The organism is Rhodomicrobium sp., assembly GCF_047605405.1.
GTDB classification, from domain to species: Bacteria; Pseudomonadota; Alphaproteobacteria; order Rhizobiales; family Rhodomicrobiaceae; genus Rhodomicrobium; species Rhodomicrobium lacus.
In genome coordinates this window covers 14,983-39,305 of the sequence record NZ_JASGFR010000018.1, presented here as the reverse complement: position 1 = coordinate 39,305, position 24,323 = coordinate 14,983, and the positions used below count along the sequence as shown (strand labels likewise).

The following is a 24,323-nucleotide window of genomic DNA, read 5'->3' as shown; positions in this document are numbered from 1 at the left end:
CTTCGCGCCCCTCCGGCGTTACTGAATCTGTCCGGTCACGAGCCAACTGTTGGCCATATAGGCCCCGCCCGTTTGTCCGCTACCGCCGCCGCCCGCGCTGGTGGCGACGAGGGCGCTGTCTGTCTGACCGCTCCCGCCTGAAGCAGTCTCGGAGCGCACTTTGCCGGTGAGCTGTTCATTCGCCTGCTGGAGTTCGACCCACTCGGTCCGCATCACGTCGACGCTGCCCGCCTTGATTTCGGGGCGTACGACCGTAGCCGCAGACGCCGTCCAGCGGCCGGTTACGGTCGCCATCTCGGGAGGCGTGCGGAACGCGTCGGGTCTCGCCACCATCTCGGGATTGGGCTGGTAGTTCGTGTTGGAGACGACATGCACGAACTTGTAGCCGTCTTTCTTGAGCGCGGTGATGATGCCGTCGAGCGCTTCCGCCGTGGGCTTCTTTATGTCGTGGAAAAGGATGATGCCCTTGCCTGCTCCGCGAACGCGCGCCAGCACGTCACGCGTCACCTTGGCTGCACTCGCGCCGGGATCGGTATCGCCCGAAATGACATCGACCGACCACGTGCTGATATTGCGACTGGCCAGATAGGCGACGACCTCGGGAGAATCGCGAAGACCGGGGAAGCGGAAGAACGGTGCGACAGGTTTGCCGAGCGCATGGCTCACCGCCGCGAACCCCTTCTCGATCTCGGCGATGGCATCCTGCGGAGCCATGCGGTCCATGCCGAACGGATGCGAAAAGGTATGTGTGCCGATGGTATGGCCGCGCCGGTCGTATTCCTTGAGAAGCTTCGGATCGGCGAGCGCCATGCGTCCCACAGAGAAGAACGTGGCCTTCACGCAGTGTTTGTCGAGCGTGTCGAGCACCGTGCGTGTATTCGTGCCGAGGGGGCCGTCATCGAATGTCAGCACCACTTCGCGGTCGCGGAGGTTGAGCGTGCGCGCATAGGACCGGTTGGACTGCGCATTCAGCGCTGTGCCGTAAAGCGCGCCGTGGGTGGAATCGGCTGCGATGATGCGCGAAACGGAAGATGTTTTCGGATCGTACGCGCAGTCATTGTCGTTTGCGAGAGCGCCCGAAAAAACGCCTCCCGCCAGGATCAGACTTAGTACAAACCGCATCTCGAAATACCTATCGTCCCGCTAGACGCTGCAAATATAGATCGGAACCGCATGCCTGACGAAGCCCAAAGCCGCGATGCCGTCGGATTTTCACGCCGCTGTTGATTCAGGGAGACAGCTGCCGCCCTTCACGACGCCGGCGCGAGTTTACGGGTGAGAGTCTCGAATTCGCGCCTTAAATTTTCATTGCGGAAGATCTGCTCGAAGCCGGGAGCGTCAAGCTTTTGCAAAGAATCGAAAGATGTTTTTGCTTCATCCATGAGCGCTTTCAACTGAAAGCTCGCCTCGACGGTTTCATAGGTATTGTCCGCGACGTTCAGATCGAACAGGGTTTTTTCACGCGTTTGCCATAAAAGGCGCCGCTGCGTCGCGAGATAGTCGCGATAGAAGCCGGATACCTTGCGTGAAAGCTCCTGCGCCCTGGCGTTCGCTTCCAGCGTCCGGCGCTGATCGTCGCGCGTGGCCGACTGCATCAGATCCCTTGTCTTCGCCCCTGTCCTCGCGATGTCGCCGATGATGCCGTCGAGACGCGCCATGTAAACCTTGTCGATTTTTTCGATGAGCAATTCCTGCGCCTGTACGAGGAGCGCAAACAGCGCGGCGTGCATCGCGAAATAGCGGCGCGCGGCCTTCAGATCGTCGTTCGATTGCTCGACGAGTTCCGCAAGCTTCCGGTCGGCGATCTTCGCCACTTCATAAGCCGTCATCAGCTTCAGAAGATCCCCGCCGAGCACGCTGTCGAGCAGGAGATCGAGTTGATCCTGACTGAGGGGAATTCCCGCGACGTCGAGCGCCTTCCCGATCTCCTGCTTGACACGCACGATGTCCGCTTCGCGTTCCTTGATGTCGTCCTGAAGCGCCGCGATGGTCCGGTCGATCGAGTCTTTCGTGTCCGTGAGAATACCGGGCCACATACTGCCCTGCGGCGCGTCGAGCCGCCGCTCGCGCAAGGTGGCGATGCGGTCGCGGTTGGAGGCGATCTTCTCGCGCTGGCGGGCGATGTCGTCCTGAAGCTTCAGAACGGGAGCATCGGTCACGATTGACAGCGCGCCATCGAGCAGCGCGCGAACGGTTTTCTCGCGGTCCTGTCGCGTTTCGGTGAAGACCGGCTCGAACAGAAACTTGTCCCGGTTCGGCAACGTCTTCACTGCCTCGCGTTCTGCCGCCGCGCGTTTCAGGATGCGGTCGATGGTGGAAAGCAGCGCGTCGGATTGAAGCCCGCGTGTGTCCGGCTCCGGGGCTTGCGCCACAGCAGCGGTGGCGGCCTCGGCCCGCTCGTCGGCGGCTCGCGACACGGCCAGCCCGAGAGGCGCGGCAAATACGACGAGCGCCACGGCGGCGCGGGCAGCGACGGTTCGTGACATGGCAGGCAACATGACGCAAGTCCCGGTCCCAGAGCAGGTTGGTCGTTAATATGGCATCGTTTTCGACGGTTCCAATCTCCCCCTCTCGCGGGCGTTGAAGGTGGCGTCCTGCACAGGTGCGTGAGGCAGGCACAGAGGTCGCCTCGCGGCCGTGACGCGCCATTGCAAGGCCGCATTTTGCTTGCGGGATCGGCGAAGGACATTTAACCCGAAGCATCTTATCCGGCGTCGTCTCGCACGACGCGGACCAATGGCAGAGGCCGTGTGTGATATGATTTCGAACCATGTCGCAGATTTCGACAGCGCGTCAGGCATCGACGAGAACGCCCTCAAGGATCAGAAGGAAAAAGTGCGCCGCTTCCGAAAGCGCTTGCAGGCGCGCGAAGCGTTCATCCTCCCCGAGGTCTGGGACGTCATCTCTGCGCGCGTGATCGCCGACGCGGGTTTCGATATCATCGGCATATCACCCGTTTCCGTCGCCTGGTCGCGCGGGCTCCTGCCGGCAGATCGCGTCCCGCTCGACACGCTTGTGGAAACAGCAAAAAGCGTCGCCTCGAATTTTTCCGTGCCGGTGAACGCCGACCTTGAGGGCGTCATCGGCCGGTCCATGGAAGAGATCGGCCGCGCGGTCAACGCCGTCGTTTCCGCCGGCTGCGTGGGCGTGACCATCGGCGACGGCGGACGGGGCGGCCAGCATGGCATGGCCTCGATGCATGACATGACGGCGGCCATCAAGGCGGCGAAGGCGGCCGCGCTTGAAACGCGCATTCCAGCCGTGGTGACTGCCCGCACTGAAGCGTTTCTGCTGGAGCCGCCCCCCTATTCTCCCTTTGAAACCGCCGTCGAGCGCGCGGAAGCCTACTTTGCGGCGGGCGCGGACTGTATCGCCGTGCCCGGCGTGCAACATATCCAGATCGTCGAGCGGCTCTCCGCGCATGTGGACGGCCCGCTCCAGATCAATGTCGCGCTGACGCCCGCGCCCGACCTGAAGGCCCTGAGCCGGGCGGGTGCATCCTCCGTCGTGCTCGGCACCGCGCTGATGCGCTCGCTGCTTGGCAATCTGCGCCTCAAGGCCGAGGAAATCCTCGCTTTCGGCCAGTTCAACAACCTCGACAAGGCCATCTCCGCCGACGCGCTGAACGACCTGCTGCGATAGGGATCGGCCGCAGCGGAAGCTTCGCGTTCGAGCTTGCGCAGGAGGGCCAGCCGCCTTATTCTTCATGGCGGTCAGCAGTTCACCGAGGCGTCGCTATTCCCGCCGGGAAGCTAAACCTGCCCTCAACACCCATCGACGGACACCCTCGGTGCCAGTCGTCAAGAGCGACCCGCGACCCGTTCTCCAAGCGGTTTGGCGCCACGAGGATGAGCCATGTCTAGAACCGTGTTTCCTTACGCCGCCAACGATATATCCGCGCTCGCCCGTTCGATCGGTCGCGAGCTTCAGTCCACGCCTGAGAAGCCGGGCCACGTTCAGATCCTGAACATGCTGGCGCGCGGAGCGGGCTTTCGCAACTTCCAGCACCTTCGCGCGCAACACGAGGCGGAAGCCAGACTCGAACGCGCGCCTGCCGCGCCGGAGCCGGTGGATTTCGTCCGAGTCGAACGCATCGCGCGCTATTTCGATGCCGCCGGGCGGTTCATCCGATGGCCTTCCAAGGCCAGCCACCGCGACCTCTGCCTGTGGGTGATGTGGTCGCGATGGCCTGCCGGCGCGGTCCTCGCCGAGCGCGAGGTGAACCACCTTCTCAACGCCCATCACCTGTTCGGCGATCACGCCCTGCTCCGGCGGGAGATGGTCGACACGGGTCTTCTGTCCCGCACGCCGGACTGCCGCGAATATCGGCGCCTGGAGAAAAAGCCTCCGGCGGATGCGGTCGCGCTGATCCGTCACTTGGGCACCCGTCTGCCAAGCTGACGCCGTGGCCTCGATCTTGCTAACGGAACTTATATATAGAGTAATACAAGAAAGGCTCCCGACCATGACCGAGGCCACCGCACCCAGCGCGCGCACAACTGTCAATCGCTACCGCTGGCTCGCGAAATACGACAAGGACACCATCCATGCCATTCTCGACGCGCAGCCGCTTTGCCACGTCGCGTTCATCCACGACGGCAAGCCCATCGTGACGCCGACGATGCAGTGGCGCGAAGGCGACCGCATCTACTGGCACGGCGCTGCGGCGGGGCGCGCGATGAAGGCGGCGACGGATGCGGAAGTCTGTCTTTGCGTCTCGATTCTCGACGGATTTGTCATGGCGCGCGCCGCTTTTAACTTCAATGTCAATCATCGCTCCGTGATGGTGTTCGGAAATGCGGAGAAGGTTACCGATCGCGCGGAAAAGGAGCGCCAGTTGAAGCGCATGGTCGACGGCTATGTCGCGGGCCAGTGGGATCGCCTGCGCCCCGTCACCGAAGCCGAGATGAATGCAACGACGATCCTGTCGCTTTCGCTCGACGAGGCTTCCGCCAAGGTGCGGACCGGTCATCCCGAAGACAACGATACCGACTACGATTTTCCGGCATGGGCGGGGACGATTCCGATCCGCTTCGATGTCGGCGAGCCGATCCCGGACCCGCGCAATCTGCCGGGCGTCGAAATGCCCGCCGGTGTGAAGGACTTCAAGATCGGCTAGAATCCATTATCTCTTCCCATGACTTTTCTCTTCGCGCGAACCGGAAACCCGCTTCGCGCGAAACCGCTTCGGGGGCTACCATGCGCATTCTCGTTTTCCAGCATCTCGCGGTCGAACATCCGGGCGTCTTTCTCGATTTCTGGCTCGACGCGGGTCATGAGGTGCTGGCCGTAGAACTCGACGAGGGCGACGAGATCCCGACCCTCGAAGAGTTCGACCTGCTCGTGGCCATGGGCGGCCCGATGGATGTCTGGCAGGAGGATGAATTGCCCTGGCTCGCAGACGAGAAACGCGCGATCCGTCGTTGGGTGGGCGAGCTTGGCCGCCCTTATCTCGGCATCTGCCTGGGGCATCAGCTCCTGGCGGCGGCGCTCGGCGGCGAGGTCGGCCCGATGGACGCACCCGAGGTCGGCTTCACACATGTAGACCTGACCGAAGCGGGCCTTGCCGACCCCATCTTCAAGGGTTTCCCGCCCCGCGCTGAAATCTTCCAGTGGCACGGCTCGGAAGTGAAGCGGCTGCCCGAAGGCGGCGTCGTGCTCGCGTCAAATGCGGCCTGCGCCACTCAGGCGATCCGCGTCGGCCGCCACGCCTACGGCTTCCAATATCATGTCGAGATCACGCCCGACACGGTGCCGGAATGGCGTGACATCCCGGAATACGCCGCGAGCCTCGAAAAGGCACTCGGCAAGGAAGGGGCAGCGGCGCTGGAAAGCGAGACGGAAGCGCGGCTCCCCGCCTTCAACGAAGCCGCGCGTAAGCTCAACGAAAATCTGATGGCCGTCATCTCACCCTCGAACGCGTGATCGGTCGCTTTTTCGACAGGCGCTGAAAACGCCGCCATGCATGAATTAAGCTATTCCCTTTTGGATACAGCTTGGCGTATAGTTTGCTTGCCTGCGTCATTGAGCGCACCGCGTCTTCAACACGCGGCGACACGTGGCTCAGTTCTACGGAATCGGCCGGCCCCCTGGAATGCCGCCTTGGCGGGTCGGCCGTGATCGCAGGTCTTGAGCGTGATCGCCATCGATGAAATGCGGCCGCGCTCTGGTTTCTTGGTGGAGCATGACCGGTCGCAAAACCGGCGCCTTTTCGGATCGTGCTCCAAGGGCAGGATATATGGACGACACTCTGGTTCTCGACCTCGACATGGGTTCGCCTGTCGACGACTTCACGCATTGCTTCACCGGCGAGTGCCGCGCGAACGTCCTGCCGATCCTCTACAGGCTGAACCGCGCGATTTCCTCCGCGCAGGACTTGAGCGAGCCGCTGCGCATCATCCTGGACGTCATGCGCGAGACGCTTCGCATGCATCGCGGCGCGATCACGCTGTACGACCGCCAGTCCGAAACGATCTTCATCCACGACAGCTTCGGCCTGACCGACGAACAGAAACAGCGCGGCATCTACTCGCTCGGCGAAGGGATCACGGGCAAGGTTGTGGAAAGCGGCAAGCTCATCGTGGTGCCCCGCCTGCACGAAAGCACCGATTTCCTCGACCGTACGAAGGCCCATCAGGACAGAAAGCATCCGAAGGCGACGTTCTTCTGCGTGCCGATCCTGCTCGGCCAGCGCGTCCTCGGCACCATCGGCGCGGAACGGGTTTATCTGAATCCGCACCTTTTCAAGCAGGACGCGGAATTTCTCGCCGCCATCGCGCTCATGATCGCGCCCGCCGTCGAACTTTACCTCATCGCGAACAACGAGAAGGTGCGGCTCGAAAACGAGAATCGCCGCCTCAAGAACGCGCTGAAGGAACGCTACAAGCCGAAGAACATCATCGGCAATTCGAAGCCGATGATCGATGAGGTATACAACCTCATCGGCAAGGTCGCCTCGACGCGCGCGACTGTGCTGATCCTCGGCGAAAGCGGCGTCGGCAAGGAACTGGTGGCGAACGCCATCCACTACAACAGCGCGAGCGCCGACGGCCCGTTCGTGAAATTCAACTGTGCGGCAATTCCCGAAGCGCTCGCCGAAAGCGAGCTGTTCGGCCATGAGAAAGGCTCGTTCACCGGCGCGCTCCAGACACATAAGGGAAGTTTTGAACAAGCGGACGGCGGCACGATCTTCCTCGACGAAGTGGGCGAACTGAGCCTCACCGTGCAGGCGAAGCTTCTGCGCGTGCTTCAGGATCGCACCGTCGAGCGCGTCGGCAGCGGTAAATCCATCAAGGTCGATCTGCGCATCATCGCCGCGACGAACCGCAATCTTCCCGAAATGGTGGAAAACGGACTGTTCCGCGAAGACCTGTTCTATCGCCTCAACGTGGTGCCGATCACGGTGCCGCCGCTGCGCGAGCGCGGGTCCGATGTGATCCTGCTCGCGGATTATTTCGTCGCGAAATCCTGCGAGGCCAACGGGCGCAGCGTGAAGCGTATCTCGACGCCCGCGCTCAATATGCTGATGGCCTACCATTGGCCGGGAAATGTACGCGAACTGGAAAATGTCATCGAGCGCGCGGTGATCCTGTCGGACGATGAAGTGATCCACGCCTACAATCTCCCGCCCTCGCTGCAGACGCCCCAGGAAAGCGGCACGGGATTCGGCGTCGGGCTCGAAGAGAAGGTGCGCGCGGTCGAATATGAAATGATCGTCGAGGCGCTGAAGAACTCGAACGGCAACATCGGGACCGCCGCGCAGGAACTCGGGCTCACGCGCCGCATGCTTGGCGTGCGCATGGAGAAATACGGCATCAATTACAAGAACTTCAGATCGGCCGGCTACAAACCGAAAGACGGAGAACCCGGCCGCCGGCAGCCGGAGAAAGTGGGCGCCGGCTATCGGTGATGGCTTACGCGGCGCGCCGAGGCGTCAAGCATGGGTTTCGATCAAATCGAGATGATGAGCGTCAAGAACATCCACGCGAATGCGCAGGTAACGGCGATCAGGCATTTCCTTCTGTTTTTCGCGCCCGCAAGGCGTCAGGCAGCTCGACCGATACATGTTCAGGGCAAAGTCGAACCAGCGACGCCCGCACCCTCCGGGTAAATTCCGTTTTGTTAAGTAATAACGGGCCGCATCCCGATACGCGACGCTCCCCACCAATAAATGAAACGAGTCGAATACGACTCTTTCATCTATTGCTACCTTTCCCTTTCTCCACAGACACAGCCCCGCGAACACAAAATCACGCGCATGGTCGTGATCCCATATCCGTTATCGCGCGTGCCGTCCTACATCGCCGCTGCCCGATCGATTGCTTTCCCTGCGTCTTCACGTCGGGAAGTTTCGATTTGGAAGAAAGCGCCTGCTCCTGGTCGTTTGCGGGATTGTCGGGTCCAAGCGGGAAAGCGGTCGGCCGGGCGCACGTCCCTCTTCGAATCTCTTTTGCAGTTCCCACGAAACGGATTTCCCGACGGAAACCTGTCGCTTGCCCTCCCATGGCGCCCTTAACGAGAATTTACATTTTACGTATCGCTTCAAGAACGATTCTACCGGACGGGATTTCCACAGCCGGATCGGGCGGTACGCCGCTCCGCCACAGATTTGCAAAGATGTAAAAACCGCTTTTATTTTTTCATTTCTGTAATTATCCCCCTCACCAAAGGACTGATAAATCAGGCTCGCAATAAAAATTAGAGGAAGTCGAATTTTTTGCGCGATCTGGCGAGTATTGGCACGCCGGTTGCTCTTAAGGAGGTGTGAAGGCGGCGAGAGGGCCGCTAACGCAAGAACACTCTCAGGAGCACCCACTTATGACTCGCAAGGTTGCCATTTATGGCAAGGGCGGCATCGGTAAATCGACCACCACCCAGAATACTGCGGCGGCGCTCGCCTACTACCACGGCAAGCACGTCTTCATTCACGGCTGCGACCCGAAGGCCGACTCGACGCGTCTCATCCTCGGCGGCATGCCCCAGGCGACCGTGATGGACACGCTGCGCATTCACGGCGCGGAAAAGGTCACACTCGACAAGGTCGTCAAGACGGGCTTCAAGGAAATCCGCTGCGTGGAATCGGGCGGCCCGGAGCCGGGAGTTGGCTGCGCCGGCCGTGGCGTTATCACCGCCATCGACCTGATGGAAGAGAATGACGCCTACACCGAAGACCTCGACTTCGTGTTCTTCGACGTGCTCGGCGACGTGGTGTGCGGCGGCTTCGCGATGCCGATCCGCGACGGCAAGGCGCAGGAAGTGTACATCGTCGCCTCGGGCGAGATGATGGCGATCTATGCCGCGAACAACATCGCGAAGGGCCTCGTGAAGTACGCCAAGCAGTCCGGCGTGCGCCTCGGCGGCATCATCTGCAACAGCCGCATGGTCGATGGCGAACGCGAGTTCCTTCACGAGTTCACCAGCGCCATCGGCACGAAGATGATCCACTTCGTTCCGCGCGACAACATCGTGCAGAAGGCCGAATTCAACAAGAAGACCGTGACGGAGTTCGATCCTGAAGCCAATCAGGCGCAGGAATACAAGAAGCTCGGTCAGGAAATCCTCGAAAACAAGGATTTCGTCATTCCGAAGCCGCTCAACATGGACGAGCTGGAAAGCATGGTCATCAAATACGGCCTTGTAGACTAACGTCTGCGGGCGAGCCGCAAAGCCAAAATCCTGTCACCTCGTCGCAAGGTTCGCCGATCCGGCTTCCCGGATCGAACGGAGAAGCTTTGCCCGGCTGACAGGATGCGGCACCCCGGCTCGCCCACGACACCGCCACCCACGACACCGGACGGAACCGAACCATGCCGTATCATGAATTCAAAGTCAGCAAGTGCATTCCCGAGCGGAAAGAGCACGCGGTCATCAAGGGCCCGGGCGAAGACCTGAGCCATGCACTGCCCAAAGGATACCTCAACACCATTCCGGGCACGATCTCCGAGCGCGGTTGCGCGTATTGCGGGGCGAAACACGTGATCGGCACGCCGATGAAGGATGTGATCCACATCTCTCACGGTCCTGTCGGGTGCACCTACGACACGTGGCAGACGAAGCGCTACATCTCCGACAACAACAACTTCCAGCTGAAGTATACCTTCGCGACCGACGTGAAGGAAAAGCACATCGTGTTCGGCGCGGAAGGTCTTCTGAAGAAGAACATCCACGAAGCATTCGACGCGTTCCCCGAAATCAAGCGCATGACGATCTATCAAACCTGCGCCACCGCGCTTATCGGCGACGACATCGACGCCATCGCGCAGGAAGTGATGGAAGAACGCAAGGACGTCGACATCTTCGTCTGCAACTCGCCGGGCTTCGCCGGTCCCTCGCAGTCGGGCGGTCACCACAAGATCAACATCGCCTGGATCAACCAGAAGGTCGGCACCGTCGAGCCCGAGATCACGAGCGACTACGTGATCAACTATGTGGGCGAGTATAACATCCAGGGCGACCAGGAAGTGATGCTCGACTACTTCAAGCGCATGGGCATCCAGGTGTTGTCGACCTTCACCGGCAATGGCAGCTATGACGGCCTGCGCGCCATGCACCGCGCGCACCTGAACGTGCTCGAATGCGCCCGCTCCGCCGAATATATCTGCGACGAGCTTCGCGCCCGTTACGGCATTCCGCGCCTCGACATCGACGGCTTCGGCTTCGAGCCGCTCTCCGGCTCGCTGCGCAAGATCGGCCTGTTCTTCGGCATCGAGGAGCGCGCGGAAGCGATCATCGCGGAAGAAACCGCGAAGTGGAAGCCGCAGCTCGACTGGTACAAGGAACGCCTCAAGGGCAAGCGCGTCTGCCTGTGGCCGGGCGGCTCGAAGCTCTGGCACTGGGCGCACGTCATCGAAGAGGAAATGGGCGTCAAGGTCGTTTCGGTCTACACGAAGTTCGGCCACCAGGGCGACATGGAGAAGGGCATTTCGCGTTGCTCGGAAGGGGCTCTGGCGATCGACGATCCGAACGAGCTTGAGGGCTACGAAGCCATCGAGATGCTGAAGCCGGACGTGATCTTCACCGGCAAGCGCCCGGGCGAAGTCGCGAAGAAGGCGGGTGTCCCGTACCTCAACGCGCACGGCTATCACAACGGCCCGTACAAGGGTTACGAGGGCTGGGTCCGCTTCGCTCGCGACATCTACAACGCGATCTACTCGCCGATGCACCAGTTGTCGAACCTCGACATCTCGAAGGACGAGATCCCGACCGACAAGGGCTTCGTCACCCGCAAGATGCTGTCCGACGCGAACCTGCCCGTGGAAATCGTCAACGACCCGAACCTCAAGCAATACGCCGGCAAGTTGGACCCGATCCCGGATCTTCGCGTCAAGACCTATCCGGAATTCCCCAAGAAGGAAGCTGCTCCTGTCGCGGCCGAGTAAAGAGAGACGATGACTATGGACGATCTGACAAAAGACCGCATGGAGCAACTTCTCAACTACATCATGAAGAAGTGCCTCTGGCAGTTCAACTCCCGCGCGTGGGACCGCCGCAAGCAGAACGCCGGTATTCTCGGTCAAACCGCACAGATTCTGTGCGGCGAGACGCCGGTGCACGAGACCGCCAACGACAAATGCTACTGGGTGGATGCCGTGTTGCTGGCCCGCGAATATCGCGCCCGCTTCCCGTGGATCAACGAGCTGTCGCACGACGAAATCAAGGCTCTCATCAAGGTTCTGCACGAGCGCCTGGACTTCCTCACCATCGATGGCTCGCTCAATACTGAACTCACCGTTCAGCACTACTAGGAAAAGGACCCCAGACAATGACTTGCCATGTAGTGCCCAAGGAACGGGACGGCGTCATCAACCCGATCTTCACCTGCCAGCCAGCGGGCGCGCAGTTCGCGTCCATCGGCGTGAAGGAATGCATCGGAATCGTGCACGGCGGCCAGGGCTGCGTGATGTTCGTGCGCCTGCTGATCTCCCAGCATCTGAAGGAAAGCTTCGAAATCGCCTCGTCGTCGCTCCATGAAGACGGCGCGGTGTTCGGCGCGCTGAACCGCGTCGAGGAAGCCGTCGACGTGCTGCTGTCGCGCTATCCCGACGTCAAGGTGGTGCCGATCATCACCACCTGCTCGACCGAGGTCATCGGCGACGACGTGGACGGCGTCATCACGAAGCTTGAGGAAGGGCTGCTTGCCGAGAAGTTCGCGGGCCGCGAGGTGCATCTGATCGCGATGCATCAGCCGAGTTTCGTCGGCTCCATGATCTCCGGTTACGACCTCGCCGTTCGCGACTTCGTCAAGAAGTTTGCAGAGAAGGACGAGCCGACCGACAAGATCAACCTCATCACGGGCTGGGTGAACCCGGGCGACGTGAAGGAGCTGAAGCATCTTCTCAAGGAAATGGATGTCGAAGCGAACATTCTCTTCGACATCGAAAGCTTCGACTCGCCTCTCCTTCCCTCGAAGGACAATAGGAACCACGGCAACACGACCATCGAAGACCTGCGCGCCACCGCGAACGCGAAGGCGACCTTCGCGCTGAACCGCTATGAAGGCGGCAAGGCGGCCGACTTCCTCAAGAAGAAGCACAAGGTTCCGGCCATCATCGGCCCGACGCCGATCGGCATCCGCAACACGGACACCTTCCTGAAGCAGTTGTCCAATGTCACGGGCAAGCCGATCCCGCAGAAGCTCGTGCACGAACGCGGCGTGGCGATGGACGCCATCGCGGACGTGAGCCACATGTTCCTCGCGGAAAAGCGGGTCGCGATCTACGGCGCGCCGGACCTCGTGATCAGCCTCGCCGAGTTCTGCCTCGATCTCGAAATGCGCCCGAAGCTCCTTCTGCTCGGCGACGACAACTCTAAATACGCCGAAGATCCGCGCATCAAGGCGCTTCAGGAGAACGTCGATCACGAGATGGAAATCGTGCTGAACGCCGATTTCTGGGAGCTTGAGGACCGCATCAAGAACAAGGGCCTCGAACTCGACCTCATCCTCGGTCACTCGAAGGGCCGCTTCATCTCCATCGACTACAACATCCCGATGTTGCGCGTTGGCTTCCCGACCTACGACCGCGCCGGCCTCTATCGCTATCCGGTTGTGGGTTACAACGGCGCGGCATGGCTTGCCGAGCAGATGGCCAACACGCTGTTCCAGGACATGGAGAACAAGAAGAACAAGGAGTGGGTGCTGAACGTCTGGTAGCGCCGGGTTCCTCACCCCCCGTTTCGTCTCCTTCCGAGGCGGGGGGCTCCAATGCCGCCGGGCTCCTGGCAGTGTCCGGCGGCGTTCTTCCGCCTTTCAATGAAGACAGCCGCAGCGAGCGAGGGGCCCCATGAAGATTGCAGCCTATGTCAACGACGACGGCGAACTGACGAGCCTTTACAAAAAGGGCCGGTTCCGGCTCTACGAGGGCGAAGCGAAGACATGGCGCCCCATTGGCGACATTTCCTTCGAGATGAGCGCGGACGCCTCGCTGCCCAACGTGCGTGAGACCATCGAAACCGCTGCCACATCGCTCGGCGAATGCAAAATCATCCTTTCGAGCGAAGCGCGGGGTTTCTTCTATTCCTATTTCGCCGAGCTTGGCGTTTCGAGCTGGAAATCGAATGCGTCCGTGCTCGACGCACTGCCGACAGTCGAGAAGGGGGAGCGCGAGAAGGCCGAAGCCGCTGCTGCCGCTGGCTGTGAAAGCGCGCACGAAGGATGCAGTTCCGGCGGGTGCGGCTCGAAAGGGCGCAAGAAGCTGGTCCAGCTGCAACCCGTGACGGCCGCCGAGCCCCTTATCCCCGCCGAAGACCTCGGTAACGGGCATTATCGCTTCGACCTCGCCAACGAACTGAAGAAAAACCCGCTTCTCAACTCGCGGCAGGCGCTGATCCCGATTCTGTCGCAAACGCCTTTTGAAACGCTCGAAATCATCTGCGATCACATCCCGCGCTGGTTTATGCAGCGCGTCGCGGAACTCGACCTCGACGCCGCGATCGTCACGCTCGAAGCGCCTGCACACGGCGTCAAAGCCACGGTCACGCGAAAGCCCGGCTACGAGACTTCGCCTCGCCGGGCGCCCGTCAGCCTATCCGGCGGATGCGCGTAAAGGAGAGTCACCGCATGAAATCGATAACCCTGCTTTCGGCACGGCCCTCGTCCTCCAAGCCGGCAAAACCTTCGGCGCGAAGCGCGCCCGTGCTCGCCTTCATCTACGGCGCGGCCATGAACCCCGCATGGCTCGCCGAACGGGGCATCCGCGCGGAGCCCGTTGCAATCGCGCGCCTGCCCGATCAGCGGCTTTCGTTCCACGGCTATAATCAGATGTGGGACGGAGCCGAAGAAGCCACGCTGCCCGCGCAGGGAAAGGATGTCTGGGGCGTTGTCTACAAGGTGGCGGGGCTCGATGTCGACCGGCTCGACGCCGCTCAGGGCGTTCGCCTCAACGGCACCGGCACCTATTTCCACTTTCCCGTCGAAGTCGTCGGCCCGGAGGGCACGGTTTATACCGCCGTCATGTACCGCAAGGCGGCGCTTCGCGACGAGCGGCCGCCGAGCGCCGAATATCTCGCCCATATCGTACAAGGCGCAAAGGCGCGCGACCTGCCCGCCGATTATATCGACGCGATGAGCGCCATTGCTTCGGTGCCGGCCGCCTACCCCGTGCCGCTCAAGGCAAATTCCATCCCCCAGGCTGCCGAATCGGAGTGCTGCTGAAAGGCGGCTGGTGGTCCGATTCCGACATTTGCATCCGTTTGCAGCACGCTTGCGAGCAAATGTCGGAATCGAAAGGACCACTAGCAACATCATGATTCTAGTGGGGCTTTTGAATTTGACATTGAGCGAGAGCTCGCGGCCACCGGGACTCAAATGTCAAATTCGCTCCACCAGGGCGGCAGAATGAGCTATGCGGCGGACGCGGGCGCGCGGCCAATCAGAGGAGCGAGTTCCGCGAGGTCGACGAACTGATCGGCCTGGCGGCGAAGGTCGTCGGCGGCGATGGGCGGCTGCGTGCGGATCGTGGACACGACCGTGACACGCCGCCCCTTCCGCTGCAAGGCCGACACGAGACCGCAGAAATCGCCAAGCCCCGAGAACAGCACCAAATGATCGAGCGACGGCGCGAGACTCAACGCGTCGACCGCCAGTTCGATGTCCATGCCGCTCTTGATCTTCCGCCTGCCGCTCGCGTCCACGTAGTCCTTTACCGGCTTCGTGATCACGGTGTAGCCGTTATACTGAAGCCAATCCGCAACGCCGCGCAGCGGCGAGGTGGCAAAGTCCTCTGCGATTGGCAGGTAGTAGTTCACGCGAACGAGTTGGCCTGAACCACGGAACACCTGCAGCAGCGCGGCGTAATCGATCATGAAACCGAGCGTTCTTGCGGCGGCGAAAAGATTAGGCCCGTCGAGAAATAACCCGAGGCGTTCGTTCCGGTAGAATTGCATCGTCGAAAAAGATCCTTATCCAGATATGAGAGCCGTGAAGGAGAGAAGGCGCCGCGGCCTTCGCTCCGGAGCGGGATCGAGAAAAACGCTCCCGCCCATTATTCAAAACGCCTCTTCGGCCCTCGAACGTAACCATTCGCGGACCGGGCAGACCTCACGAGCGATGCTCAGGCGGCCGAGACGGCGGAAAGCGCAGGCGGGCTTCCGCGTCTGCAAGCTTTGCGAGTTGTTCCGGCGCGAGCTTCGAGCGAAGGGCCTCGACGGACTTGACGAGCGCCTCGGCAGCCTTTGAGCGCTGGGTTGCGGAGTCGGCGAGCCGCAGCGCGGTCTCGAACGGCTTCGCCTTTTCAGGCGCGTCACCTGGAACGGGAGGTTTTGGCGGCCGGGGCGGTTGGGCGACAGCGAGGAACGCGTCGGTGAAATCGCGCCAAGCGTCGATCTGGTTCGCGCGGATGCCAATCTCGGTTTCGAGCGTGGAAAGCTCCTGCGCGAGCGAGGGCCGGGGTGGATGGCGGAAGCCGTCATGCGAGAAGGGAGGGCCGTCGCCCCGAGGTGCGCCCGGACCGCCTGCTTCGCCCGGCAACGGAGGCTGAGCCGTGAATGCAATGTGCGGGAGCGGCGGGCGATCGGGTGTCTGCGCGGACGCCGAAGATGCGATGCAGGGGAGCAGAAACGCTGCAACGAGAGCGCCCCGTGATAATGAGCAAATCATCGAATATACTCCTTGTTCGACAGGTGGAGCTTACGGTTTCCGAGGCCGATTTCGATGATCGCGAGGCGACGAAGTGTAACGCTCTGTTACACGACGCCCAAACCTGCGTAATTCGCGACACTGTTCAAAATCCGGTCTTTCGAGAACAAAGCTGCCGTTCGATGTCAAAACCGGGGAAGTGCACGTATTTGCAGCGTCATAGAAAGAGGATATCCGTGTGCGGCGGTGTTCGCGCTTAGTATCGCGATACGCGAACGACGAGGGTCTGAAACAGAGACCAAATCGCACTGCCCCCGCCGCGCCGAAAAGGCAACGCATGAGCATCCCTAAAATCCGCCGCCTGATCGTTCCCGTATCGCGACGGCGACGCATGTAACGCTCGGTTACACGCGGAGGGTGGCGGCGTGAGCTTTGCCCCTCTATGATGCGGATGTCCGGTAAACGGGAGTTTTCCTTGGCTTCGACACATCATATTCTTGTCGTGGACGACGACAGGCGCATCAGGACCAGCCTCAAACGCTTTCTCACCGACAATGGCATACGAGTAACCGAAGTCGCCGATGGCGTCGCCATGTTCGCGGCCGTCGAGGCCGGGCGTTTCGATCTGATCGTGCTCGACGTAATGATGCCGGGCGAAGACGGCCTTTCGCTCTGCCGGCGACTTCGTGCAACGAGCCGCATCCCGGTCGTTCTGCTCACCGCCATGTCGAGTGAGACGGATCGCATCATCGGCCTCGAAATCGGCGCGGACGATTATGTCTGCAAGCCGTTCAGCCCGCGCGAGCTTCTCGCCCGCATTCGCGCCGTGCTGAGACGAACCGGCGACGCCACGCCTGAAACGAGGATCGCGGGCATCACCTATGTCTTCGAGAACTGGCGGCTCGATGTGGTGCGCCGCACACTGCACAATCCGGGCGGCGCGCTCGTGGACCTTACCGCAGGCGAGCACGATCTGTTGCTGGCCTTCCTCGAACGACCCCAGCACGTTCTCAGCCGTGACCAGCTTCTCGATCTCGCGCGCGGCCGCGCCGCTTCGCCCTTCGACCGCAGCATCGACGTGCAGGTGTCGAGGCTGCGCCGCAAGATCGAGGCGGACCCGCAGACACCCGAACTCATCAAGACCGTGCGGAGCGGCGGCTATATCTTCTGCGCGCCGGTTTCGGTCGAAGATACAAGGCAGTCGGCGTGACCGAATGAGACTGCCGAGCATCCGCCCGCGTTTAAGCCTCGGCACGCGCATCGCCGTCACGACGCTGATCGCGCTTCTTGCGGTACAGGCGCTGAACTCGGCCGTGTTCTTTCTGATGCCGCACCCGCAGGCAACGGTCTACAGCGCGCGCTGGCTCATCGCCGAGGTCGCGGAAACAACGCGTTCGATCCTCACCGCGCAGGAAGCGGAACGCGAAACCGCCGCGCGAGAAGCCGCCACGCGGACCGGCCTCGATATCCGGTGGCATCCGCGCGGATTTGCGCCGCCAGTGCCTGCGTTCGACCGCTCGCCTACAGGACGCCGCTCGTTCCATGAAAGGATTCGCGCAACCCTCGCCAGCGAGCTTGAAGGGCTCGGAACGCGGGTCATCATCTCCAGCCGAGGCGGCCCGTCGTTTCCGAGAGCGGAGGCGGGCGAAATGCGCTTCGTGCCGCCGGAATTCATGAAGTCGGTGCGGACCGGCCCGCTCGAACCTCAGGAGGGCGATTTCCCGCTGTTCGGCGATTTCGAAGTCGTTATCCAGGGAAGCGACGGCGGCACGCTCACCGTCGGGCCGGATCGGCCGCCGCGTTTCGCGCCCTTCTTCGATCCGAGGATGGCGAGCATTCTGGGCGCCATCCTCCTTGTGGTGATCCTGTCGGCGATGACGTCGCACCGTGTCCTCGTCCCGCTCGGCCGTCTCGCGGATGCCGCCCGCACTCTCGGCCGAACGCGCGATCCGGTTCCCATCGACACAACGGGGTTGAACGAGTTCACGGTGGTAGCCGAAGCGATGAACGACATGCAGGAGCGCATCAAGCGATTCATCGACGAGCGCACCCACATGCTCGCGGCTATCTCGCATGACCTGCGATCCTCGCTGACGGGCCTGCGCCTTGACGCCGAGCGCTTGCCGGAGGGCGAAACGAAGGCCGATCTCATCGCCGCCATGGAAGAGATGGAGCGGATGATTTCCGCGACGCTCACCTTCGCGGGCGACGACCTCAAGGGCGAGCGCGCTGAACGCGTGGACCTCGCGGCGGTGCTCATAAGCCTGTGCGATACCTTTTCTGACCGTGGCCGCCTCGCCGAGTACGAGGGACCGGACCATGCCTTTCTCGTCTGTCAGCCTACCGCGATGAAGCGCGTCTTCGCGAACCTGATCGACAACGCCGTCAAATACGGAGGCCGCGCTGAGGTGAGCGTGACCACGGGCGATGACGGCGTCACGGTGATCGTCGCCGATCGAGGGCCGGGAATCCCGCCCGGGAAAATTGAAATCGCGTTTCAGCCGTTCCGCCGCCTCGAAGATTCCCGCTCACCCGAAACCGGCGGCGTCGGCCTTGGCCTCGCCATCGCGCGGGACATCGTGCGAGCCCATGGCGGCGAAATCGCGCTTGCGAACAAGCGCGAAGGCGGCCTCACGGCGCGGGTATGGCTTCCCAGGGGAAGCGCCCCCCTGAGAGCGTCCGCAGAATGTGAAGCGGCTTCCCGATAAGACGCGCGACAGAAAGACGGCGCCCCAAAACTCAAAGCATCGTGCCGCATCCGATGCAGGGCCGCTTCCCGCCAGCCTTTCTGAAGCAGCGCGGCGTGGCGGTGCCATGCCGGACTCGATGCCGGTCAGGCGGTTTCAAACCCCGTCAGTCCGAAGCGGCCCGACTTCGGCCAGCCCTTTGGCACGGGTGAGCCCGCACCTGCGCGGGCGCCCCGGAACTCGTCCAGTTCGGTCACGACGCGGACGCGGCCCGCCGTATCGCCGAGCTTCAGGCCCGTCTCGGCGCCAAACACCTGCACATCGGCAAGGCCGCCATCCTTGTATTTCTGGAGGCGAACGCCGCGCCCGCGCGTCAGTTCATTCAACTCGGCGAGCGGAAAAACGAGCAAGCGGCGGTTTTCTCCCACGACGGCCAGCGTATCCCCTTCCGCCGGACGGCACAGCACGGCGCGCTCGCCATCGCCGAGGTTCAGCACCTGCTTGCCCTTTCGCGTCTGTGCGACAACCTCATCCTCGGCCACAACGAAGCCGTTGCCGACGCTCGACGCCACAACGAGCTTGCGGCCCGCCTTGTGCACGAAGGCTTCAAGCAGATCGTCCGCCTCGTCGAGATCGATCATGAGGCGCACGGGCTCGCCCTGCCCACGCCCGCCCGGAAGCTGGCTCGCTTCGAGCGTGTAGAATTTACCGTTGGTGGCGAAGAGCACGATCTTGTCGGTCGTCTGAGCCTTGATCGCGACCTTCAGCGCATCGTCGGTCTTGAAGGTGAGCTTGGCGAGATCGGCGTCGTGGCCCTTCAGCGCGCGTATCCAGCCCTTCTCGGACAGCACGACCGTCACCGGCTCCCTTTCGATCAGCGCTTCCTCGGCCGAAAGGTCGATATCGGGAAGAGCCGCGGTGCCGGTCTTGCGGCGCCCGAGAGGCGTCGCCTTGCCGAACTGCTTCTTGATGTCCCTGATCTCGGCGGAAATCCTGTCCCACTGCTTTTCATCGGAACCGAGAAGATCGACAAGCCCTTCGCGCTCCTTTGTCAGCGCGTCGTTCTCGGTGCGGATTTCCATCTCCTCAAGCTTTCGCAAGGATCTCAGCCGCATGTTGAGGATCGCTTCGGCCTGCACGTCCGTCAGAGCGAAACGCGCGATCAACGCCGGCTTCGGCTCGTCCTCGTTACGGATGATGCGGATCACCTCGTCGAGGTTCAGATAGGCGATAAGCAGGCCGCCCAGCACCTCTAGCCGGTGATCGATCTGCTTGAGGCGATGCTCGGAACGACGGCGCAGCACCACGCGGCGGTGGTCGAGCCACTCCTGCAACACCTGCGTCAGGCCCAACACCTGCGGCACCTGCCCCTTCGACAGCACCGTCATGTTGAGCGGAATGCGCGCCTCAAGCTCGGTCTGGCGGAAAAGCTGCTCCATGAGCAGCGCCGCGTCCACGTTTCGCGATTTCGGCTCGATGACGATGCGGATGTCCTCCGCGCTTTCGTCGTCGATGTCGCCGAGCAGCGGCAGCTTTTTCGCTTGCAGAAGGTCGGCCATCTTCTCGATGAGCCGCGACTTCTGAACGCCGTAGGGAATTTCCGTGATGACGATCTGATAGGCACCGCGACCGGTGTCTTCGGTGTGCCAGCGCGCGCGCAGCCGGAACGAGCCGCGGCCCGTGCGGTAGGCTTCCACGAGCCCCGCCGTGTCGTCGACGAGCACGCCGCCGGTCGGAAAGTCCGGCCCCGGCAGGAAGGTCAGCAGCGTCTCGACGCTCGCCTTCGGGTGCTTGATGAGATAGAGCGCCGCGTCGCAGACCTCTTCCGCATTGTGCGGGGGGATCGACGTCGCCATGCCGACCGCGATGCCCGACGAGCCGTTGGCCAGCAGGTTCGGGAACGCGGCGGGAAGCACCACCGGCTCTTCTTCCTCGCCGTCGTAGGTTTCGCGGAAATCGACGGTGTCCTCGTCGATGCCGTCGAGCAGCGCGGCGGCGATCGCCGTCATGCGCGCTTCGGTGTAGCGCATCGCGGCTGCGTTATCGCCGTCGATATTGCCGAAATTGCCCTGCCCGTCGACGAGGGGGTAACGCTGGGAGAAGCTTTGCGCGAGACGCACCAGCGCGTCGTACACCGACTGGTCGCCATGCGGGTGATATTTACCGATCACGTCGCCGACGACGCGCGCGCATTTCTTGAAGCCGCCCGCCGGATCGAGCTTCAATTGCCGCATCGCGAACAAGAGGCGGCGATGCACGGGCTTCAGCCCGTCGCGCACGTCGGGCAGCGCGCGGTGCATGATGGTGGAGAGCGCATAGGCGAGGTAGCGCTCTTCGAGCGCGTCCTTCAGCCGGATCGGCTCGATGGGTGGGTTCGCGAGAATCGTTTCGTCGGCCATGCGTCAGAGGTAGCGGGTTCGCGATGGCGGCTCAAGGGCGGAGGGCGCGGTTCCCGACGGGCATGCAATTTCAAAGGCCCGTCGGCAACGCCCCAGCAGCCTGAACAGCCGATCCTCGCGCGTCAAAGCCACCGGCAGGAGGCTTCGACGAGAGAAAGGTAATACGCGGCTGGCTACGACACCGCGCGGACGTAGGAGCCGGGTGCGTCCTCGATGGGCGCGTAACCATTGCCGCCGGGTTCGCGCGGCGGAACCTTGTCGCCGGAAAGCGAGCCGAGCCACTTCGCGTAGTCCGGCCACCAGGAACCCGGATATTCCGTTGCCCGCGCCACGAAGGCATCGACAGTGGGGATCGTCTTCGGATCGCCGTCCTCAAGGATCCAGTGCTGATATTTGGCCCGGCTTACGGGATTGACGACGCCCGCGATATGCCCGGATCCGGCCAGCACGAAGCGCACCGGTCCGCCGAACAGCTTCGAGCCGACGAGCACCGACTGCGCGGGCGCGATGTGATCCTCGCGCGTGGCGAGTTCGTAGATCGGGATCGTCACGCGGGAGAGGTCGAGCGGCACGCCGCCGAGCGACAGAAGCCCGCGCGCGAGCTTGTTGTCGCGATAGAATTCGCGCAGGTAGAAGCTGTGGTTCGCTGGCGGCATGCGCGTCGAATCCGCGTTCCAGTACAGGAGGTCGAACGGGAACGGCTGCTTGCCGAGCAGGTAATTGTTGACGATGTACGGCCAGATCAGATCGCGCGGGCGCAGCATGTTGAACACGGCCGACATGCGCGCGCCATCGAGGAAACCGCGTTCCGCCATCACCTCGTCGAGCGCCTTCAACTGCTCGTCGTCGATGAAGACGAGAAGATCGCCGGCGTTGGTGAAATCGGTCTGCGCGGCGAGGAACGTGGCCGACGCAATACGGTCGTCGCCCGTCCCGGCCATGTAGGCGAGCGTGCTCGCGAGCAGCGTACCGCCGACGCAATAGCCGACGGCATTGGTGCGCGGCTCGCCCGTGATGCGAAGCACGGCGTCGGTCGCGTCGAGCACCCCCTCACGCATGTAGTCCTCGAACGATTTCGAGGCGAGGTTGGCGTCCGGATTCACCCAGGAGACCACAAAAACCGTGAAGCCCTGATCGACGACCCATTTGATGAACGACTTCGGCGGTGTCAGGTCGAGGATGTAATATTTGTTGATCCATGGCGGCACGATCATCAGCGGCACGCGATACACGCTCTCCGTCGACGGCGTGTACTGGATGAGCTGCATGATGTCGTTCTGATAGACCACCTTTCCGGGGGTGACGGCGAGATTCTTGCCGACCTCGAAAGCCGACATGTCGGTCTGGCGTATGCGAAGCAGTTCGCCCGACTGGTTCAGATCTTCCACAAGGTGCTGCATTCCCTCCGCAAGGTTCTGACCGCCGGTCGAGACGGTGGTGCGGATCACCTCGGGATTGGTGAACGGGAAATTGGACGGCGAAAGCGCGGTCACGATCTGGTTCAGATAGAACTCGGCGCGCTTCCTTGCGTGTCTGTCGACCGTCTCGGCGTTCTCGACGAGATCGCCCGCCCATTTGCCGGTCAGAAGATAGGCCTGCTTCAGGAAATCGAAGAATGCGTTCTCCGACCACTCCTTGTCCTTGAAGCGCGGATCGCTGGCGGCCGGCTCGATCAGCGGCTGGACCTCCTCGCCGAGAAAACGCTGATAGGTCCGGCCCCAAAGGTCGATGAGATCCTGATTGAGCTTCGCCTGAGCGGCTGCCAGCTTTTGCGGGTCGCTCATCCAGTATTGCGCGATCGGCGCGAAAATCTTGCCGATGTCCGCCATTCCGCCCGCGACCGTGAAAGCGCCCGAGCGCTTGTCCCGGTCCTCGTAGATTTTCGCGACGGCCTGCCCGCTAGCCTCAAAGGCGCGAAGAAGGTTCGTCGCGAATTGCTCCGGAGACTGAAGGCCCGGCAAAGGTCTGGACGGCGCCGGAGCGCTCGCGGCTTCTCGCTTGTCGCCTTTTTGACGCTTGTCTGACATCCGTGCGTAGCTCTCCCAAACCGCAAAGTTATTCTTGCGTCCTTTTGCGCTCGTTGAATCGAGCATGGACTAATAATATAACATTCTGGCGTCGTTTGGTGAGGGGCCGAAAGCTTTTCTTCGCCCGCCGCGCTTGTCCTCCGACTAAGTGTTTACTATAGCGCTTCGATGGCGGCTGTCCCGCCCTCGCGATAGCCGCATATCAGCCATGACTCGTCAGGTTCGATCTTAATATCGCCGCAGGAGCGCGACGAGCTTGCCCTGGATCTTCACACGGTCAGGACCGAAAATACGCGTCTCGTAGGCCGGGTTTGCGGGTTCGAGAGCGATCGATTGCCCGCGCTTGCGAAGCCGTTTCAGGGTCGCCTCCTCGTCGTCGATGAGCGCGACCACGATATCCCCGCTTTCGGCGGCCGCGGTCTTTTTCAGCACGACCGTATCGCCTTCCTGAATTCCGGCTTCGACCATGGAGTCGCCGCGCACTTCGAGCGCGAAGTGATCGCCCGTGGAGAGATATTCCGGCGGCATGACGAGGACGTGGCTGTGGTCCTCGATGGCCGAGCGCGGCACGCCCGCCGCGATACGCCCCATCACGGGAACCGATATGCCGCCGTCTTCCCGGTCGCGGATGAAAGGAGACTGCGGTGCGTCCTCGAAAGATGACCGGCGTCCTTCGATGACGGTCGGCATGAAGCCCCGCCGGCGGTCGGCCTCGAAACCCGCGCGCGCGCGCTCCGGCATCTTCATGACTTCCAGGGCGCGGGCGCGATGGGGAAGCCTGCGGATGAAGCCGCGCTCTTCCAGCGCCATGATCAGGCGATGGATGCCGGACTTGGACTTGAGATGCAGCGCCTCCTTCATTTCATCGAACGACGGCGGCACGCCGGTCGCTTCGATACGCTCATTGATATAGAGGAGGAGTTGCTTTTGCTTCGGTGTCAGCATGGGCGGCCCGGTTGTGGCGAAGGACTGTACAAACCAAGAACACCATTAAGCGTTCTCATTAAGTTCCGCAAGGAAAAAGGGCACTTTTGGATCAGCCCTGCACAGGAGGAATCTCTAGCGACAGGAGATTTCCCAATGGCTAATTTATTCCCGGTCCTGCCAGCGTTCGACTTGTCGGACCGTTTTCCCCTTC

The 24,323-nt window shown here is 62.0% G+C and carries 20 protein-coding genes; 13 read left to right on the top strand and 7 right to left on the bottom strand.

Going from position 1 to position 24,323, the window contains the following annotated elements; all coding sequences use genetic code 11:
- Positions 1-18: 18 nt before the first annotated feature.
- Together QM659_RS09035 and QM659_RS09030 are read right to left on the bottom strand one after the other, a co-directional pair.
- Entirely contained in the window at positions 19-1,122 is a 1,104-nt protein-coding gene (locus QM659_RS09035; RefSeq protein ID WP_415188166.1) for a polysaccharide deacetylase family protein, read from the bottom strand.
- Between the two features lie 128 nt (positions 1,123-1,250).
- Positions 1,251-2,486: a hypothetical protein gene (locus QM659_RS09030; protein ID WP_415188165.1), complete on the bottom strand. Its 1,236-nt coding sequence runs from the start codon at positions 2,484-2,486 to the stop codon at positions 1,251-1,253.
- A gap of 271 nt (positions 2,487-2,757) precedes the next feature.
- Between QM659_RS09030 and QM659_RS09025 the strand changes: the two genes are divergently transcribed.
- The 11 genes from QM659_RS09025 (at position 2,758) to QM659_RS08975 (ending at position 14,650) form a co-directional block, all read left to right on the top strand.
- Positions 2,758-3,642 carry an isocitrate lyase/PEP mutase family protein gene (locus tag QM659_RS09025; RefSeq protein WP_415188164.1) on the top strand — a complete coding sequence of 295 codons (885 nt, stop codon included), beginning with the start codon at positions 2,758-2,760 and terminating at the stop codon, positions 3,640-3,642.
- A gap of 213 nt (positions 3,643-3,855) precedes the next feature.
- Complete coding sequence (locus QM659_RS09020) at positions 3,856-4,401, top strand: DUF2087 domain-containing protein (protein WP_415188163.1); 546 nt, start codon at positions 3,856-3,858, stop codon at positions 4,399-4,401.
- Positions 4,402-4,465: 64 nt separating this feature from the next.
- Entirely contained in the window at positions 4,466-5,119 is a 654-nt protein-coding gene (locus tag QM659_RS09015) for a pyridoxamine 5'-phosphate oxidase family protein (RefSeq protein ID WP_415188162.1), read from the top strand.
- An 80-nt stretch (positions 5,120-5,199) separates the two neighbouring features.
- Positions 5,200-5,925 (top strand): type 1 glutamine amidotransferase, encoded by a 726-nt coding sequence (locus tag QM659_RS09010; protein WP_415188161.1) that lies wholly within the window; start codon positions 5,200-5,202, stop codon positions 5,923-5,925.
- Positions 5,926-6,238: 313 nt separating this feature from the next.
- Positions 6,239-7,909, top strand: a complete 1,671-nt coding sequence (locus QM659_RS09005) for a sigma 54-interacting transcriptional regulator (protein WP_415188160.1) — start codon at positions 6,239-6,241, stop codon at positions 7,907-7,909.
- Between the two features lie 908 nt (positions 7,910-8,817).
- A complete protein-coding gene (gene nifH, locus QM659_RS09000) occupies positions 8,818-9,645 on the top strand; it encodes a nitrogenase iron protein (RefSeq protein WP_303487401.1) in 828 nt (275 codons plus the stop codon).
- A gap of 161 nt (positions 9,646-9,806) precedes the next feature.
- Entirely contained in the window at positions 9,807-11,378 is a 1,572-nt protein-coding gene (anfD, locus tag QM659_RS08995; protein ID WP_415188159.1) for a nitrogenase iron-iron protein, alpha chain, read from the top strand.
- Between the two features lie 9 nt (positions 11,379-11,387).
- The gene (gene anfG / locus QM659_RS08990) at positions 11,388-11,744 is read left to right on the top strand and encodes a Fe-only nitrogenase subunit delta (protein ID WP_245433967.1); all 357 of its coding nucleotides are present in this window, start codon (positions 11,388-11,390) and stop codon (positions 11,742-11,744) included.
- A 17-nt stretch (positions 11,745-11,761) separates the two neighbouring features.
- On the top strand, positions 11,762-13,150 hold the full coding sequence (gene anfK, locus QM659_RS08985) for a Fe-only nitrogenase subunit beta (protein ID WP_303487407.1): 1,389 nt from the start codon (positions 11,762-11,764) through the stop codon (positions 13,148-13,150).
- 130 nt (positions 13,151-13,280) lie between these two features.
- Positions 13,281-14,042: a Fe-only nitrogenase accessory protein AnfO gene (anfO, locus tag QM659_RS08980; RefSeq protein ID WP_415188158.1), complete on the top strand. Its 762-nt coding sequence runs from the start codon at positions 13,281-13,283 to the stop codon at positions 14,040-14,042.
- Between the two features lie 14 nt (positions 14,043-14,056).
- Positions 14,057-14,650, top strand: coding sequence for a gamma-glutamylcyclotransferase (locus QM659_RS08975; protein WP_415188157.1), 594 nt, complete (start codon positions 14,057-14,059; stop codon positions 14,648-14,650).
- Between the two features lie 188 nt (positions 14,651-14,838).
- Here QM659_RS08975 and QM659_RS08970 read toward each other — a convergent pair whose 3' ends face one another.
- Together QM659_RS08970 and QM659_RS08965 are read right to left on the bottom strand one after the other, a co-directional pair.
- Positions 14,839-15,381: an NYN domain-containing protein gene (locus tag QM659_RS08970; protein ID WP_303487415.1), complete on the bottom strand. Its 543-nt coding sequence runs from the start codon at positions 15,379-15,381 to the stop codon at positions 14,839-14,841.
- Between the two features lie 154 nt (positions 15,382-15,535).
- The gene (locus QM659_RS08965; protein WP_415188156.1) at positions 15,536-16,093 is read right to left on the bottom strand and encodes a hypothetical protein; all 558 of its coding nucleotides are present in this window, start codon (positions 16,091-16,093) and stop codon (positions 15,536-15,538) included.
- Positions 16,094-16,547: 454 nt separating this feature from the next.
- On the opposite strand from QM659_RS08965, the gene QM659_RS08960 reads away from it, so the two are divergent.
- Positions 16,548-17,282 (top strand): response regulator, encoded by a 735-nt coding sequence (locus tag QM659_RS08960; protein ID WP_415188155.1) that lies wholly within the window; start codon positions 16,548-16,550, stop codon positions 17,280-17,282.
- A 4-nt stretch (positions 17,283-17,286) separates the two neighbouring features.
- The gene (locus tag QM659_RS08955; RefSeq protein ID WP_415188154.1) at positions 17,287-18,780 is read left to right on the top strand and encodes an ATP-binding protein; all 1,494 of its coding nucleotides are present in this window, start codon (positions 17,287-17,289) and stop codon (positions 18,778-18,780) included.
- A 125-nt stretch (positions 18,781-18,905) separates the two neighbouring features.
- Here the strand turns inward: QM659_RS08955 and parC are convergent, their stop codons facing one another.
- The 3 genes from parC to lexA form a co-directional block, all read right to left on the bottom strand.
- Positions 18,906-21,158, bottom strand: coding sequence for a DNA topoisomerase IV subunit A (gene parC, locus QM659_RS08950; RefSeq protein ID WP_415188153.1), 2,253 nt, complete (start codon positions 21,156-21,158; stop codon positions 18,906-18,908).
- Positions 21,159-21,331: 173 nt separating this feature from the next.
- Complete coding sequence (locus tag QM659_RS08945; protein ID WP_415188152.1) at positions 21,332-23,185, bottom strand: PHA/PHB synthase family protein; 1,854 nt, start codon at positions 23,183-23,185, stop codon at positions 21,332-21,334.
- Between the two features lie 228 nt (positions 23,186-23,413).
- Positions 23,414-24,130 carry a transcriptional repressor LexA gene (gene lexA, locus QM659_RS08940; RefSeq protein ID WP_127076740.1) on the bottom strand — a complete coding sequence of 239 codons (717 nt, stop codon included), beginning with the start codon at positions 24,128-24,130 and terminating at the stop codon, positions 23,414-23,416.
- Between the last annotated feature and the right edge of the window lie 193 nt (positions 24,131-24,323).